Consider the following 14,787-nt stretch of genomic DNA (forward strand, 5'->3'; position numbering starts at 1 on the left):
TCGGGAACGGATCAGCCCGGGAAGGGAGCCCCCGGTCGGGCGTAGCGGATCCAGCAGATGACGGCGCACAGGGCGCAGAAGGCCACGGAGATCCAGTACCAGGCGGTGGCGCCGAGCGAGGCGATGGCGACGCCCACGATGAAGGGGCCGAGGCTCGCGATCGCGGCGGTGAAGCCGATGGCGCCGCCGGCCTGGCGCTTGGGCATGATCATCGGCATCTGCTTGAAGGTGCCGGCATTGCCCAGGCCGGAGAAGAAGAACATCGCCAGCATCGACCACAGGAAGCCGGGGAACTGGGCCGGATCGGTGGGGTGGAGGAAGAACGTGGTCACTGCCAGGGTGACGCCCATGCCGACCACGGAGACGAAGGTCCAGATGGCGCCGCCGAACTTGTCGCACAGCGGACCCCAGCACATGCGGATGACCGAGCCGATGAGCGGGCCCAGGAACGCGTAGGTGGCTCCCAGGGGCAGGAGCGACTTGTCGAAGGTGGCGGCCAGCTCCGAGCTCGGCCCGTAGGTGTTCTTGATGAGCAGCCCGAACTGGGCTGCGAAGCCGGAGAACAGCCCGAAGGTCGCTACGTACATGAGGGTCATGTACCAGGTGTCGGGGTTGGAGAAGATGTCGATCTGCTGGCGGATGTTGGCCTTGACGGGCACATCCTTGAGCAGGGTGAAGGCCAGGATCGCGGCCACGATGGTCCATGGTACGAAGAAGATCGCGACGTTGTGGACCCACACCTGGCCATCCTTGGCTTGCTGGGGCGCGATCCAGGTGATGCCGAACAGTCCGAAGCCCATGAGCCAGGGGCCCATGAGCTGGATGATGCTCATGCCCATATTGCCCACGCCCGCCTGGATGCCCAGCGCGGTGCCGGCCAGGCGTCTGGGGAAGAAGTAGCCGGTGGAGGGCATGTAGCCGGAGAAGGAGCCGCCGCCGATGCCGCAGGCGAAGGCCAGCGCCATGAGCACCCCGAAACTGGTGCCGGTGTTCTGCACGGCGAAGAACCACCCCAGCATCGGCAGGGCGTAGAGCAGGGAGGAGTAGGCCACCAGCTTGCGCGTGCCGACGATGGGCGGCAGGAACATGTAGATGAAGCGGATAAGCCCGCAGGCCAGGCCCGGCATGGCGGCCAGCCAGTACAGCTGCCCCTCGGTGAGGGTGAAGCCGATCTCAGTGAGCTTGGGAGCGATGGCGCTGGGCAGGAACCAGACGCAGAACGCCAGGATCATCGAATAGGTGGTGATGATCAGGGTTCGCCAGGCGATGGGGGCCGACCAGTTCTCCGGCTCCTCCGGGTTCCAGTCGGTCAGGACCCGGCCTGTGGTGTCGAGCTTGCTCATGAGGCTCCTGTAGTGACGTGGGGACGGAGCGCGGTCGCGGGCCTCGGGCCGCGTCGTCCGGGGCGGGCGCCACGAGATACGAGTCCTTGTGGCTCAGACCGACCCATGATGACGGAGCCGGTGCGCGCACGGGGAGAGTGCGCGTCGTATCCCGTCATTCCAATGGTTGTGCAAGGGACCTTTTTCACGGTGTGCGCCGTATTTAGCAAACATCATGTATCGTAATAAATGACGGTGCGCAGGCGGGGCGGCATCATTACGGTGGTCTCATGCGTCAAACCGCCGACAGTCCCCGTCATGATCAGCCCGCCGCCGAGGTCGTCCAGAAGACCCTTCATCCGTTGCCCGAGCCGGTTAAGGGCGCGGTCATCACCGTCTCCGATCGTTGCTTCAACGGGGAGCGCGAGGACGCCTCCGGGCCGCTCGCCGCTCAGCTCCTGGCCCGGCACGACGTCATCGTCGATGAGGTGCGCGTGGTGCCCGACGGGTCCGAGCCGGTGCGGGCGGCCATCGAGGTCGCCGTGGCCGCGGGCGCCCGGGTCGTGCTCACCACCGGGGGGACCGGGGTCACCCCGCGCGACCTCACCCCGGAGGGCACCGCGCCCCTGCTCGTGGCGCGGATGGAGGGCCTGGAGGAGCAGATCCGCGCCCACGGCCTGACCAAGACTCCGCTGGCCGGCCTGTCACGAGGGCTGGTGGGCGTCACGAGCCGCGGAGACGACGGCGCCCTCGTGGTCAATGCGCCGGGATCGCGCGGCGGGGTCAAGGACACCGTGGCCGTCATCGGCCCCCTGGTGCCGCATGTCCTGGAACAGCTCGGCGGCGGCGACCACTGAGCACGCGAGCGCTCGTGGGCGTTCGTGGGCATTCGCGGGCGCTTGTGAGCACTGCTAAGGCGGCGATCCAAGCACCGATCGGGCCGCTGCTGGGCGGTTTACTGGGCCGCCACCAGGCACTGGCCGGTATCGCGGACTCGCCCGTTCGCATTGGCTCAGTGGCGGTCCCAGGCGCGGACGTCCTCCCACGTGTCCAAGTCGCGGGCCGCGGATCGCAGCTCTCCCAGATCCACATGGACCACCGACATGCCCCCCAGGGCCCGACGCACGGAGATGTCCCGCAGGGCCGCGCCCCCTGGCGCCACGCACTGCGTCAGTGCCGCTGTGCGGTAGACGCCGAGCAGGTACTGGACGTGGTCGCCATCCAGCGCGCAGGCGCCGTCCGCGTTCTGCGCGCTCCCGGCGGCCGCCACGAGAGCGGGGAGCCCGCGCCCGGACTCGGGCGCATCGCAGGTGACGACCGCGGTCAGCTCTGCCGGAGCCGCTGTGTGGGCTACGCGGGCAGCTGGTGCTGTGCTCCCGGGGGACCCGGGTAATTCGGGCGATCCTGAAGATCCTGAGGATTCGGCCAGTCGTGCGAGCCCGGCGGCGATACCGGCGACCGGGCCGCCCAGCGGCGGATCCTCCAGCGCGCGCAGGACGCCGGCGGGCAGCGCGACCTCTGCGGGCGCCACGACGACGACGCGACCCACTGTCGCCACTGTCGCCACTGCCGGGCTGCGCTTCTCCGGCGCGGACCGCCCCGTCGGCTCGGCCCCGCTCGCCGGTTCAGCCAGATCGGTCAGCCCAGACAAGCCGGCCAGCACATGATCGAGCAGCCGGGCACCGCGCGCGACGACATCGGGCTTGGAGGCCCCGCCGAGCCGACGCCCGGTTCCGCCCGCCAGCACGACGACGTCGAGCCGTCCTCCATGGGCCGTGCCGGGCGGATCGGGTGAGCCCGTCGTGCTCCCGTTGCCGACTGCGGCGTCGCCCCCGCCGTCCGGTCCACTGGTCACGCCGGTCCCAGGGCGTCGATCTCGGCCAGGAGCGCCTCCACGTCGGCGTCCTCGGTCTGCGTCGGGTCGGGCAGGTCGATCTGAGGACGGGGCGGATTGTCCAGGCGCACATGCGCCCAGCCGATGGAGGCGACCCGCCCAGTGCGCTCGCAGGCTGCGACCACCCGACCGCGCAGGCCGGCCCGGGTTCCGCAGGGCGGCCCGATACGGGCGGCCTCCACCTCCTGCGGGCTCACAAGGGGCTTCATGAGCCCGGCCGACGTCAGCGCCCCGCGCAGGCCGCTGTCCGCAGACAGATCGTGGTAGGCCAGCTCGGCGCGCCGCACTCGAGGGTCCCGCCAGCCCGAGGCGGCGCGCTCGGCCACCCGGGCCAGGACCCGGTGCTTGATCGCCCAGTCCAGCTCGGTGGCCACGAGCTGCGGGCACCCCGACCGCAGCGCCCGCGCTCCCCGCTCCGCCAGATCGAGCACACTCGCGGTCAGCGCGTCGGTCTTGCTCGACAGCCGGCCGGTCAACCGCTCCAGGGCGAGTTCCAGCAGCTCGGGGCAGGTGATGGAACTGCGCCCGCCCACCCGCTCGCATGCGGCATTGGGCTCCCGGTTCCATGCGTGGACGGCGCGCGCCGGGTCGGCCAGCTCGCACTCGGCCATGTCCCACTCGCCGCGCTCGACCAGGGTCAGGGCGGCATCCATCACGACGATCTTGATGGCGGTCGTCCACGGGCTGACCGCGGAATCGCCGGCGACCACGTGCAGGCGCCGCCAGCGGCTCGCGTCGGCGTGGGGCTCGTCGCGGGTGTTGACGAAGGCGCGCTCGTGGGTGGGGTCGGCCGAGGCCGCCCCATGAATGTGGTCGGCGCGGGCCGAGTAGAGCATGGGGCCCAGCGGGTGATCGAGAGGGGGATCAGGAGTGTCGGGAGCGCCGGTGCCACCGTCATCGGTCCGGCTGCCGGCATCCGCCTGGCCGCCCCGCCCGCAGGCCAGCGACCCGGTACCGGCCAGGATCTGGCGCGCCGCCAGGAGCCCCACCATCCCGCCCAGAGGCAGAGGGGCGTCGCGTGTCACCTGGTAGTTCTCGTGGCAGCCGAAGGTGCTGCCCCATGCGTCCGTGTTCGACTTCAACAGGTGGATGCGCACGCCGCGGGATTCCAGTCGGGCGTTGGCGGCGCGGGTCATCGATGCCAGCACCGCGTCGCCGGCCAGGTCCTGGGCCACCGCATCGGTTACCCACACGCACTCCGGCCCCGCGTACTCCGGGTGCATGCCGATGTCGATATACAGGCGCGCCCCGCTGGTGGTGAAACGGTGCGTGCCGCTGGGCGGGGAGGAGACGTCGCGGAAGACCTCCTGCACCGCCTCCTCGACGCTCAACGGCGCGCCGTCGAGACCGGCGGCCACGTGCGCGCTGGTGACTCCGTACTCGGTCTCGATCCCGACGGCGCGATGCAGACGCCCGGCAGGGGCAGGGCTCACTGGCCGCCCTTCTGCCGGAAGCTCTGCACGAAGGTCAGCGCGTTGACCTCCAGGACGTCGTCGATACCGTCCAGGACCTCGTCCAGCCCCTGGGCTCCCTGGGTCGCGGAACTGGGCGCCGCCGGTGCCGGTGCCGGCTCGGGATCGGGCGCCTCTTCGCGCGAGACCTCCTTGTGGATGCGATCAGCCATGTCACTTCCTCCTGAGTGCGTGAATGCGTGAGTGCGTGTGCCGGGCCCGGTGCCCTAGTGCTTCAGTGCCCTGAGTGCCCTGAGTGCGCAGTGCCGTCGTCGTCCGCCGGTGCTTCGGCGTCGGATGCTCGCGGGTGGAGCGGACCCGCACCGGGATCAGCGTAGAAGCCCTCATCCCAGGCGTAGGTGCGCGGCTCGTCGGGGATGTCGATGCCCAGCGCCTCCAGCACCGCGATGAGGCGCGCGGCCCGGTCGTCATCGGCCCCCTCAGAGCTACTGGCCCCGCCGGGATCGCCAGGACCGACGCCGCTGTGCGCGAGGGCGCGCTCCACCTCCGCCGCGGTCGGGTGGAACGGATCGGGCAGGCTCACCCGCAGCAGGTCGGTGGCGTCGATATCGACCACCAGTGAGGTCCAGCTCGCCGCCCACACCCGGTCGGGGAAGGCCCGCAGGAACTCGGCCCGTCCGCCTGCGCGGGTGTCGGCGGGCGCCCGGCCGACGGCGGCGCGCACCGCTTCGTCATCCACGACCCGGCGCACCGAGCCGGCCCGCTCCAGGGCGGCTGCCAGCGACGCCGCCGGATCGACGACGGCGAACTGCAGATCGGCGGCCCGGATGCGGGGATCGTCCCAGTCGCAGTCGTAGCGTGTGCGCAGCCGCTCCAGCACCGCGAGCTTGGCGCACCACTCCACCAGGTGAGCGGCCCGGAGCGGGCCGTCCTCCAGGGCGTCGAGCGCCTCGCCCCACAGCGCCAGGACCGCGGCGGTCTCCTCGTCGAGTCCGTGGCGGCCCTCCGCGGCTCCACCCGCCGCCCCGCTCCCGTCCTGGTGGGCGGCATGAGCGGCGGCGATCTCATCGAGAAAAGCGCGCTGGACCTCCAGGGCGCCGACCGCGCCGCCGTCCGCCAGCTCGCAGCGCACCCGCAGCTCGGGATCGTGGGAGAAGGCGCGCAGTGCGCCGACCGGGTCGGCGAAGGTGAAGCGCTCGGCCAGGGCGCGCGCCCTGTGAGGGTGCTCCTCGATCAGGGACAGCAGCGCCGCCATGGACCCGGTGCGCAGCAGGCCCGTGACCGCCAGGGATGAGGAGTCGGCGGTGATGACGTGCAGGCGCCGCCAGCGGCGCTCCTCGGCGTGGGGCTCGTCGCGGGTGTTGACGATGGGGCGCTCACGGGTGGTGTAGAGCGAGACCGCCTGCTCGATGTAGTCGGCGCGCGCGAAGATCTGGAAGCCGGGCGTCCGCCCCTCCGGGCCGACGCCGACCCGCCCGGAGCCGCCGATCACCTGCCGAGTCACCAGGAAGGGCAGCGTGACGGCGGTGAGCAGGTCCCAGGGCACATCGCGGCGCACCGCGTAGGACTCATGGGCGCCCCAGGCGGCGCCGTGACCGTCGGTGTTGTTCTTGATGACCTGGATCCGGGAGCCGCGCTCCCGGCTCAGGGCGGCCTCGGCGTGATGCATGAGCAGGTCGCCGGCCTTGTCGTACAGCACCGCCTCGCGGGGGCCCAGGGCCTCGGGGGAGGCGTACTCGGGGTGGGTGTGGTCCACGTAGAGCCGGGCCCCGTTGACGGCATGACTGGCCGAGCCCCGGTAGTAGTGGGCCTCGAAGGGAGCCACACGCTTGACCCAGCGCGTGGGGGAGCCGGTCAGAACCGCTCCCGCCTCCTTGTCGGTGCGGGCCTCCGGGGCCAGGTCGTGGTCGGCGCCGTCGCGTGCGTCCCTGGTGGGCAGCTCCCCGGAGTAGTCGAAGCGGCAGCCCGCGCCGACCAGCAGATCCCGCCCGGTGGCGGCCGGCACGTGATCCGTGGACGGCGCACCGCCGGCGGCCGCATCGCGCGCATAGGCGAACAGCAGGTCGCGGGCCAGCCCGTCGGGCTCGGCAGCCGGGTCGTCGCGGTCGATGAGGGCGTACTCGGTCTCCACGCCCATGACCCTGCGCACGGTGATCATCTGGTCTCCTTCCTGGGTGCCGGGGCGAGTGCGATGACGGGGTCGGTGCGCTGGCCACGTCCGATGACGCGCGCCCACTCCTCCGGATCCGAGGCGCCGGGCAGCTCGGCGGACTCGGCCACCTCGGCGTGCAGGGCCTGCAGGAGATGGGCGGTGGTCAACCCGCGTCGGCCCGCCAGGGCGTCCTTGACGGCGGCCGCCTTGGCGCGCTCGACGACCGAGGCGATCATGGCCCCGGAGACCAGGTCGACCAGGTGCCAGGTCTCGACCGCCCCCGAGCGCCGGTGGACCTCCAGGACAGCGGTTTCGGGGCTGCGGGAGAACAGGGCCTCCAGCAGTGCCTCGCCCATGACCCGCACGGCCCGGCCCGCGGATCCGGCGGCGGCGAGCTCATCGGGGTGGATCGGCAGGTCCTCGGTGAGATAGCGCCCCAGGATCTGGCGGCTCGCCTCCCGATCGGGGCGGTCGATGCGGATGCGCACGTCGAGGCGGCCGGGCCGCAGGATCGCCGGATCGATCATGTCCTCGCGATTGGAGGCGCCGATGACGATGACGTTGCGCATCTCCTCCACGCCGTCGATCTCGGCGAGCAGCTGGGGGACCACCGTGGTCTCGACATCGCTGGACACTCCGGTGCCGCGGGTGCGGAACAGGGACTCCATCTCGTCGAAGAAGACCACCACCGGGACGCCGCGGGCCGCCTTATCGCGGGCGCGGGCGAAGATGAGGCGGATGCGCCGCTCGGTCTCCCCGACGTACTTGTCCAGCAGTTGCGGGCCCTTGATGTTGAGGAAGTGGGTGCGCCGGCCGGTGGTGCGCGCCAGGGAGGTGGCCACGGCGCGGGCGATGAGGGTCTTGCCGACACCGGGCGGCCCGTACAGCAGCAGGCCCCGCGGGGGTCGCAGGCGGTGCTCGACGTAGAGCTCGGGGTGGGCCATGGGCAGTTCGATGGCGTCGCGTATGCGCTCGATGGTCGCGTCCAGTCCGCCGATCATCTCCCAGGAGGTGTCGGGGGAGTCGTCCAGAAGGAGGTCCTCGACCTCGCGGCGGGCGATGCGGCGCAGGGCGACGCCGTCCTTGAGGTCGGCCATCAGGGCGTCGCCGGGCCGCAGGCGGACGGCGACCAGGGCGGGGGACAGGCGCAGGACGCGGGTGTCCTCGCTGCGCACGGCGACCAGAACGTGGCGCTCGTCCAGGCGCTGCTCGACGGTGACGAGTTCACCGACGTCGTCCGGCTCGGCCGTGGCCACCGCGTTGAGGCGCTCATCGAGGACGAGGGCGGTACCGGGCTCCAGGCCGCCCAGCGGCAGTGCGGACGAGGCCGTCACCCGCATCCGCCTTCCGGCCACGACGACGTCGATGGTGCGGGCCATGGCGTCGACGACGGTCACATGCGTGGCGAAGGAGAGCGGGGGCGCCGTCAGGCGCTCGATCTCCTCCTGGGCGGCCGCCAGCTCCCGGCGGGCCGATGTCAGGGCGCGGGCCAGGCTGCGGTTCTTGCGCACGAGCACGTCGGCGTCGGGAGTGCTCGGATCGGGTGGGGTGACTCCGGTGGCTTCGACGGCCCCGGCTGGTTCAGCAGCGCCGGCTGCTGCGGGGGCGGTGTCGGTGGAGCGCCCGGCACCGGCATCGGCGCCGGTGCTATGCGGCTGCGCGGGTGCCGCTTCGCCCTCATCCACGTCCTGCTCCTTCGCCTCGGTGGTGGTAGGCGGCCCTCCGGGAACCGGAGTGGCACGCTCGTACCAGAACGAGGTTAACGCGTCGGGCGGCACGGCAACAGGGGAAACAGGGGGATAGGGCCGGATTCGGGGCGGTGAATGATTGATTCCATTCATTGGGAGGAATCCAGGGGGCGGCCGGCTCCGGCTCAGTCGGCGGGGCGCACCCAGTCGCCCGAACGGCCGCCCGATTTCGCAGTCACCCGGGCCTCGCGCAGCGACACGCCCCGGTCCACGCCCTTGACCATGTCCACGATCGCCAGGCCCGCAACGGTCGCCGCCGTCAGCGCCTCCATCTCCACGCCCGTGCGGTCGGCCGTGCGCACGGTCGCGGAGATGCGCACGCCCTCCTCCTCGACGACCAGGTCCACCGCACACCCGTGCACGCCGATGACATGCGCCAGGGGCAGCAGCTCCGGAGTCCTCTTGGCCGCCGCAATACCGGCCACGCGCGCCACGGCGAGCACATCCCCCTTGGGGACGCTCCCGTCGCGCAGCGCGGCGACGATGCGGGGCGAGCAGGCCACGAATGCGGTCGCACTCGCCGTGCGCACGGTAGGACTCTTGGCGGTCACATCCACCATGCGGGCGGCGCCGGTCTCATCCAGGTGAGTCAGACGGGGCGGATCGGACGGGTCGGGCATGGGCTCCTCCGGGTACTTCTCCAGGTAATTCGGGGTTCCATTGAGGTTCAGTGCAAGTGAGTGCGATTCAGCGCGATAAGGCCGACCTCGTCGCCCACGCCGACCTCGGTCACCTCCTCGCCCACGACGGCCAGCGCCTCGGCCGCGGGCAATGAGGCCACGAGGTGCGAGCCCGAGCCCAGGCGGTGGGTCGGTTCCACCCATAGAACTGGGCTCGCGGTGCTCCCGGTGCTTTCAGTGCGCTCAGCGCATTCAGCGCGCTCGGTGCTCTCGGCGGCCGCGCCCGGCGCTGAGTTCTCCATGTCCTCCATGTCCTCCACGGACGCCCGGGCCGGAGCCTGGACGAAGCGCACGGGGATGTGCTGGCGCCTTCCCGGGGGTGTGCGCCAGGCCGCCGCGGCCCGTGCTCGCATCGAGAGGGCGTCATGAGGGCGGCGAACTCCGCTTCCGGGCAATGGGCCGGGAACAGAGTCGCGCCCGGCCAGGCGCGCCAGGGCCGGGGCCACCACGGTGATGAAGGACACGAGCACACTCACCGGGTTACCCGGCAGGGTGATGATGGGCACCTGCCGATGCGTCCCGCCGTCCTCGATACGCACCACGCCGTGGCCCTGCGGCTTGCCCGGCTGCATGGCGACCTTGGACAAACGCAGCCGCACCGTGCCGTCTGCAGTGTTCTCGCCGTTCTCGCCGTCCTCATCATCCTCAGCCAGCATGACCAGGGGGTCGAAGGCGCCGGCCGACACCCCGCCGGAGGTGACGATGAGATCGGCCCCGCGCGCCGCCTCGATGAGGGCCATCGCCAGTGACTCGGCGGTGTCACCGCTGCGGGAGACCGAGGCGAGCCGCGCTCCGTGCTCGGCGACCAGCCCCGCCAGCAGCAGGGAGTTGGAGTCGGGGATGGCGCCGGCGGGAAGCTCCTGGCCGGGCTCGACGAGCTCGGCGCCGGTGGACACCACGGCGACCCGCGGTCTGGGGAAGGCGCGCACTGCGGACAGGCCGACCGAGGCGAGGGAGGCGACGGCCGTCGCTGTCATGAAAGTGCCCGCCGTCAGGACCGAATCGCCGATGCCGACATCCTCGCCCGCCTGGCGCACGTTGAGGCCCGGCCTCGCGGCCACACGGATCCCGACCTCGGCGGGCGGCGGGTGAGGGCCGGGCGCCTGGTCGGTGTCCTCGACCTTGACAACGGCATCGGCGTTCTCGGGGAGCATGGCGCCGGTCATGATCCGCTGGGCCGTCCCGGGAACCAGGGGGGCGGGCGCGGTGCCGGCGGGCACATCCCCGGCCACCGGCAGGATGACCGGTGCCTGGGGGACGGCCGACTCCGTGTCCCGGGCGCGCACCGCATAGCCGTCCATGGCCGAGTTCGTCCAGGGGGGCACGGGCAAGGCGGCGGTGACGTCCTGGGCGAGTACCAGACCGTGTGCCGCGAATAGGGGAGTATCGACGGCGGGCAGAGGCGTCAGTGCGGCGAGGACCTCGGCGACGTAGGCCTCCACGCTGAGCGTGTCGGGCATGGCGGGCTTCTCAGCCGTCTCGGGCATGGCTCTCCTTCTCGGGGCCGGCTTGGCGCGCCGGCGGTCCGGGCCGTGCGGGCTGCGGCGGCGATGACTTCTCGGTGCCCATCATGGCCCATCATGGCCGTCCGGATGCACTAATGCGGGGCGGCCCGGTGGCGGGAGGTGAATAAGGTGAATTAGGAGGCGAATGAGCCCTTATGCCTTAAATCCCCATCATCCCTCATCATTCCTCGTCATCGTTTAGCGGCGCTCCGACCAGCTGGTGTCGCCCCGGGGAGGCGCTCGCGGATGCCAGGCCATCGGGGCTGCACACTCGTCCACCACCTGAATCGAGAAGAACCGCGGAATCATGCGAAATTCAGATCTCGGTCGGCATCATCACCCCGCTCCCATGTGCGCACACCCCCCTCAGTGCACATGGGAACCCGACAACGAATCCTGGCCGCTCGCAATAAACCCCGGAAATCCGCCCAAAAATGTATTTTGCCTGCAGCAACTCCCTTCCTCCCATGTGCAACCTCGCCCCACGGCGCCCAGCTCCGTCCCGTGACCTTTGGAATCACTCATCTGCTGGTGGTGGCGCGGCGAGCCGGGATACTGGAATCACGACCGGGGCTGAGCCGAATGCTGAGTAATCCTGAGTAATCCTGAATACGGTCGACGCGCGCATCGGCGTGTAGCCTCCCCTGCAGCAGCCCGCATCGTGAGCGCGGACCGCCTGGGAGGAGCGGGCATGACCCACACCACTGAATCGAGAGAGCAAGCAGCTGCGCGCGTCGCGCGGGCCGGGGTGATCCGCGAGCCGGTCTCGGTCCCCGAGTTGGCCGCTGCCGTTCAGGACCGGGCGGCAGGCGCCGTCGTCACCTTCGAGGGCGTGGTGCGCGACCACGACCGCGGACGGGAGGTCACCGCCATCGCCTACTCGGCCCACCCGAGCGCGGATGAGGTGATCGTCCGGATCGCCCGCGAGACCGCCGAGCAGTCGGGATTGCGGGCGGTCGCCGTCGTCCACCGCATCGGGGAGCTGGGAGTTGGGGACACGGCGCTCGGCGTCGCCGTGAGCGCGGACCATCGCGCGCCGGCTTTCGAGGCCGTCCGCGACATCGTCGAGGAGGTCAAGAAGCGACTGCCGGTGTGGAAGCACCAGCTCTTCGCCGACGGTACGCGCGAGTGGTCCGGCTGCCCGTGACGGCGGGGCCGGCGGGGGCCGGGGTCTCACCCGCCGGCGAAGGGCGGCAGGATGTCGATGCGGTCGCCGTCCTCCAGGGGCGTCAGCGAATCCGCCGGTGTTGAGAGGGCGTTGACCAGGTAGCTGGAGACGCCGATGATCCGCGCCATCTCCAGGCCGCGGCCCGCCAGCTGCTCGCGCAGGGAGGCCAGCGTCGTGCCGGCGGGCAGTTCGAGACGCTCCTCGGGGCGCCCCGCGGCTTCGGCGGCTGCGGCGAAGTAGCGCAGCTCGACGTCGATCGCGTGATTCGCGGAAGAAGAAGTGGTCACGTCGGCTCCTCTCGGGCCCGGATCCTGAACGGGCGTTCCCGGCTCATGCGGGCGAGGCCCGGTGCCGTAGGGGTCGCGTGGATGGTACCCCGCTGTCGGCTCCCGGTGGCGAGATGCGCCGGGGTGCGGGTTGGTCGCATGCGATGTGCGAGAGTCGACCCATGGATGTGGATGCCGCATGGGACATCGTGGAACAAGTACTGTCCGACCGCGTGCCGACTGTCGCGGCCACGCTGCGGGGGCCGGCGGCCTCGGAGGATATCGAGCGCCTGAGTGCGAGGGTCGGCCGTGACTTGCCGGCCGACTTCGTGGCGAGTCTGCGCCGCCATGACGGCCAGGACAATCCGACTCGGCTCCTCGACCTTTTCGACCACTTCACCCTGTTGGGCGTCGAGGACATGATCGCGACTTCCGACATGCGTGCAGAGGTCTTCGTGGGGGAGGAGGAGACGCCCATCGACTGGATGGTCCCCGACAAGGTCCGCACCGTCATGAACCGCCGGGGCTGGCTGCAGTTCACCGACGCCGAAGGCCGTGGCTACGCCCTCGACCTCGACCCGCTCCCGGCGGGCCGGGCGGGGCAGGTCATCTACCTGCCGATCGACGGCCTTACGCCCGAGCCCGACTACCCCTCCTTCACGGCCTGGTTCTCCGAGGTCGCGGAGAAGTTCGCCGCCGGCGCCTTCAGCGTCGAGGACGGCGATGCGATCTGGCTCGATTACGACGAGTGACGTCTGGACCGATCTCGGTGCGGAATGCGACCGATCTCGATGCGGAACCGGACCGATCTCGCGGCGGAAGCGGACCGATCTCGGTGCTCAGCCTCAGCCTCAGCCGCCGATGGCGGACATGGTGCGGGCCGGCCGTGCGAAACCGGTGCGGCCCCGTTCCGGGGCGTCCGCGCCATGGGCGAGCGGCTTGTACCAGGTCGCCCCGGCCCAGATCCGGATGAGCTCGTCGTCGCTCGCGCCGGCGCGCATGGGGCCGCGCAGATCCGTCTCCTTATTGGAGAACAGGCAGGTCATGAGTCGTCCATCCGCCGTCAGGCGGGTCCGATCGCAGTCGGAGCAGAAGGGCGCGGTCACCGAGGCGATGATCCCTACCGTCCCGGCTGGGTAAGGCCCCTGCCGATTCGCACCGGCGGCGACCTCCCACACGGCCGCCGGACGGTGGTCCGGTCTTCCCCGCGCGTGCAGCTCGAAGCCCGCCGCTGCCAGGACCTCGAGCACCTGCTGGGCGCCGACCACGTCCTCGGCGCGCCACGACTCGCGCGGTCCCAATGGCATGTGCTCGATGAAGCGCAGACTCCAGCCGCGCCGCAGGCACTCGCCCAGCAGTCGGGGGGCGCGCTCAGCGAGACCGTCGGGCATGGCCACGGCGTTGATCTTGATCGGCGACAGCCCCGCCGCCTGTGCCCCGGCCACGCCCCGCAGAACCCCGTCGAGACGATCGCGACGGGTCACGCGCGCATATTCGGCCGGATCCAGGGTGTCGATCGAGACGTTCACCCTGTCCAGGCCTGCTTCTCGCAGGCCGACGGCGCGCCTGTCCAGGCCCAGCCCATTGGTCGTCAGGCCGATGTCGGGCTTGACTCCGCGCCGCGTGTGCAGACCGGCCACTGCGGCGACGATCTCTTCCAGGTCCCGTCGCAGCAGCGGCTCCCCGCCGGTCAGGCGAATCCGCTCCACTCCGAGGCGCTCCACCGCCAGTCGCGCCAGCCGCCCGATCTCAGTGGTGGTGAGCAGACTGGGCGTCGGCAGCCACTCGAGCCCGGCGGCGGGCATGCAGTAGGTGCAGCGCAGATTGCAGCGGTCCGTGATGGACAGGCGCAGGTCGCGCACGGTGCGCCCGTGGCGGTCGGTCAGCCGGTCGGGGACCGTGCCTCCCGCTGTTATCGGAGCCGTTATCGGCGCTGCCGGTCCTGCCTGTCCTGCCTGCGCTGTCAGGGCCGGCAGGGCTGCCGGCGCCTCTGGAGCGAGAGGGGCCCGACCTCTCTCAAGCCCGGTGCTCCCGGCGTCATGATGCGGCCCGGCCGGCGGCGCCGGAAGCGCAGACGGCACCGGGCGCACCGCCGGAGTCGGCAGTGCCACGGGCGTGCGCACCGTCATCTCGGCGACGCGGCCGTCAAAGGGCGAAGGAGCCATGACGAGGAGGATACGGGTCCGTGCGGGCCGGCCTTCTCCCGCAACCGGAAGGTCCGGCTGGCCGGCGTAGGATCACTCAGGCGACGCGCAGGATCTCGACGCGCGCGTAGCCGTCCTCGGCCTCCAGCAGGGTGTGCTGGAAGGTGAAGGGCAGCTGGTCGATCTGGTTGAGCAGCGGCGTGGGCACGTGCGGGGCGACCAGGTCGAAGCCCTCGCCCACGTTCAGCGAGGAGGCCGCGCCGATCACGGCGGCGTGACGCAGGCGGTGCGGGATCGCGCGGGCGTCGAGGGTCAGACGGTCGGAGTCGTGCTCCTGGCACCCGCAGGCGTGGGAGTGCTTCTTCTCCTCGATCGGGATGAGGTTGGGGTTATCGCTCATGGCGCTCTCCTTGTCGTGAGTGTGACCGCTGTCGGTTGCGCATCGGATGCGCAACCGCCCGATCTGTGACGCTGAGCCGGAGCGCGTCGTGAGATC

General features: G+C 71.2%; 14 protein-coding genes. 3 read left to right on the forward strand and 11 right to left on the reverse strand.

What is annotated here, in order from left to right; all coding sequences use genetic code 11:
• Nucleotides 1-11 precede the first annotated feature (11 nt).
• Nucleotides 12-1,343 (reverse strand): nitrate/nitrite transporter, encoded by a 1,332-nt coding sequence (locus W5W_RS0113330; RefSeq protein WP_017195755.1) that lies wholly within the window; start codon nt 1,341-1,343, stop codon nt 12-14.
• Between the two features lie 269 nt (nt 1,344-1,612).
• On the opposite strand from W5W_RS0113330, the gene W5W_RS0113335 reads away from it, so the two are divergent.
• The gene (locus tag W5W_RS0113335; protein ID WP_017195756.1) at nt 1,613-2,179 is read left to right on the forward strand and encodes a MogA/MoaB family molybdenum cofactor biosynthesis protein; all 567 of its coding nucleotides are present in this window, start codon (nt 1,613-1,615) and stop codon (nt 2,177-2,179) included.
• A 155-nt stretch (nt 2,180-2,334) separates the two neighbouring features.
• Here W5W_RS0113335 and mobA read toward each other — a convergent pair whose 3' ends face one another.
• The 7 genes from mobA to W5W_RS0113370 form a co-directional block, all read right to left on the reverse strand.
• Nucleotides 2,335-3,177 (reverse strand): molybdenum cofactor guanylyltransferase, encoded by an 843-nt coding sequence (gene mobA / locus W5W_RS0113340; protein WP_017195757.1) that lies wholly within the window; start codon nt 3,175-3,177, stop codon nt 2,335-2,337.
• On the reverse strand, nt 3,174-4,649 hold the full coding sequence (locus tag W5W_RS0113345; protein WP_017195758.1) for a proteasome accessory factor PafA2 family protein: 1,476 nt from the start codon (nt 4,647-4,649) through the stop codon (nt 3,174-3,176). The genes mobA and W5W_RS0113345 overlap by 4 nt, the downstream gene beginning before the upstream one ends.
• Complete coding sequence (locus tag W5W_RS0113350) at nt 4,646-4,840, reverse strand: ubiquitin-like protein Pup (protein ID WP_008730971.1); 195 nt, start codon at nt 4,838-4,840, stop codon at nt 4,646-4,648. The genes W5W_RS0113345 and W5W_RS0113350 overlap by 4 nt, the downstream gene beginning before the upstream one ends.
• Nucleotides 4,841-4,902: 62 nt before the next feature.
• Nucleotides 4,903-6,786: a proteasome accessory factor PafA2 family protein gene (locus W5W_RS0113355; RefSeq protein ID WP_017195759.1), complete on the reverse strand. Its 1,884-nt coding sequence runs from the start codon at nt 6,784-6,786 to the stop codon at nt 4,903-4,905.
• On the reverse strand, nt 6,783-8,465 hold the full coding sequence (gene arc / locus W5W_RS0113360) for a proteasome ATPase (RefSeq protein WP_008730960.1): 1,683 nt from the start codon (nt 8,463-8,465) through the stop codon (nt 6,783-6,785). Before arc ends, W5W_RS0113355 begins: the two co-directional genes overlap by 4 nt.
• Nucleotides 8,466-8,653: 188 nt before the next feature.
• The gene (gene moaC, locus W5W_RS0113365) at nt 8,654-9,148 is read right to left on the reverse strand and encodes a cyclic pyranopterin monophosphate synthase MoaC (RefSeq protein WP_017195760.1); all 495 of its coding nucleotides are present in this window, start codon (nt 9,146-9,148) and stop codon (nt 8,654-8,656) included.
• A gap of 47 nt (nt 9,149-9,195) precedes the next feature.
• Nucleotides 9,196-10,695, reverse strand: coding sequence for a molybdopterin molybdotransferase MoeA (locus W5W_RS0113370; protein ID WP_017195761.1), 1,500 nt, complete (start codon nt 10,693-10,695; stop codon nt 9,196-9,198).
• Between the two features lie 709 nt (nt 10,696-11,404).
• Here W5W_RS0113370 and W5W_RS0113375 point away from each other — a divergent pair.
• Nucleotides 11,405-11,860, forward strand: a complete 456-nt coding sequence (locus W5W_RS0113375) for a molybdenum cofactor biosynthesis protein MoaE (protein WP_017195762.1) — start codon at nt 11,405-11,407, stop codon at nt 11,858-11,860.
• Nucleotides 11,861-11,886: 26 nt separating this feature from the next.
• On the opposite strand, the gene W5W_RS0113380 is transcribed toward W5W_RS0113375, so the two are convergent.
• On the reverse strand, nt 11,887-12,168 hold the full coding sequence (locus W5W_RS0113380) for a MoaD/ThiS family protein (protein WP_017195763.1): 282 nt from the start codon (nt 12,166-12,168) through the stop codon (nt 11,887-11,889).
• A gap of 161 nt (nt 12,169-12,329) precedes the next feature.
• On the opposite strand from W5W_RS0113380, the gene W5W_RS0113385 reads away from it, so the two are divergent.
• Entirely contained in the window at nt 12,330-12,899 is a 570-nt protein-coding gene (locus W5W_RS0113385) for an SMI1/KNR4 family protein (RefSeq protein WP_017195764.1), read from the forward strand.
• A 99-nt stretch (nt 12,900-12,998) separates the two neighbouring features.
• On the opposite strand, the gene moaA is transcribed toward W5W_RS0113385, so the two are convergent.
• Nucleotides 12,999-14,312 carry a GTP 3',8-cyclase MoaA gene (gene moaA / locus W5W_RS0113390; protein ID WP_081486254.1) on the reverse strand — a complete coding sequence of 438 codons (1,314 nt, stop codon included), beginning with the start codon at nt 14,310-14,312 and terminating at the stop codon, nt 12,999-13,001.
• 76 nt (nt 14,313-14,388) lie between these two features.
• Nucleotides 14,389-14,691, reverse strand: coding sequence for a DUF2249 domain-containing protein (locus W5W_RS0113395; protein ID WP_008730973.1), 303 nt, complete (start codon nt 14,689-14,691; stop codon nt 14,389-14,391).
• Nucleotides 14,692-14,787: the final 96 nt, after the last annotated feature.

The organism is Actinomyces massiliensis 4401292 (genome assembly GCF_000269805.1).
In the GTDB taxonomy this organism is placed as follows: domain Bacteria; phylum Actinomycetota; class Actinomycetes; order Actinomycetales; family Actinomycetaceae; genus Actinomyces; species Actinomyces massiliensis.

Bases quoted from the DNA above. Each gene is read 5' to 3' on its own strand.
- W5W_RS0113350 (WP_008730971.1), bottom strand. From the start codon at position 4,840: ATGGCTGATCGCATCCACAAGGAGGTCTCGCGCGAAGAGGCGCCCGAT.
- W5W_RS0113370 (WP_017195761.1), bottom strand. From the start codon at position 10,695: ATGCCCGAGACGGCTGAGAAGCCCGCCATGCCCGACACGCTCAGCGTG.
- W5W_RS0113395 (WP_008730973.1), bottom strand. From the start codon at position 14,691: ATGAGCGATAACCCCAACCTCATCCCGATCGAGGAGAAGAAGCACTCC.
- W5W_RS0113355 (WP_017195759.1), bottom strand. From the start codon at position 6,786: ATGATCACCGTGCGCAGGGTCATGGGCGTGGAGACCGAGTACGCCCTC.
- moaC (WP_017195760.1), bottom strand. From the start codon at position 9,148: ATGCCCGACCCGTCCGATCCGCCCCGTCTGACTCACCTGGATGAGACC.
- W5W_RS0113375 (WP_017195762.1), top strand. From the start codon at position 11,405: ATGACCCACACCACTGAATCGAGAGAGCAAGCAGCTGCGCGCGTCGCG.
- W5W_RS0113335 (WP_017195756.1), top strand. From the start codon at position 1,613: ATGCGTCAAACCGCCGACAGTCCCCGTCATGATCAGCCCGCCGCCGAG.
- moaA (WP_081486254.1), bottom strand. From the start codon at position 14,312: ATGGCTCCTTCGCCCTTTGACGGCCGCGTCGCCGAGATGACGGTGCGC.
- W5W_RS0113330 (WP_017195755.1), bottom strand. From the start codon at position 1,343: ATGAGCAAGCTCGACACCACAGGCCGGGTCCTGACCGACTGGAACCCG.
- W5W_RS0113385 (WP_017195764.1), top strand. From the start codon at position 12,330: ATGGATGTGGATGCCGCATGGGACATCGTGGAACAAGTACTGTCCGAC.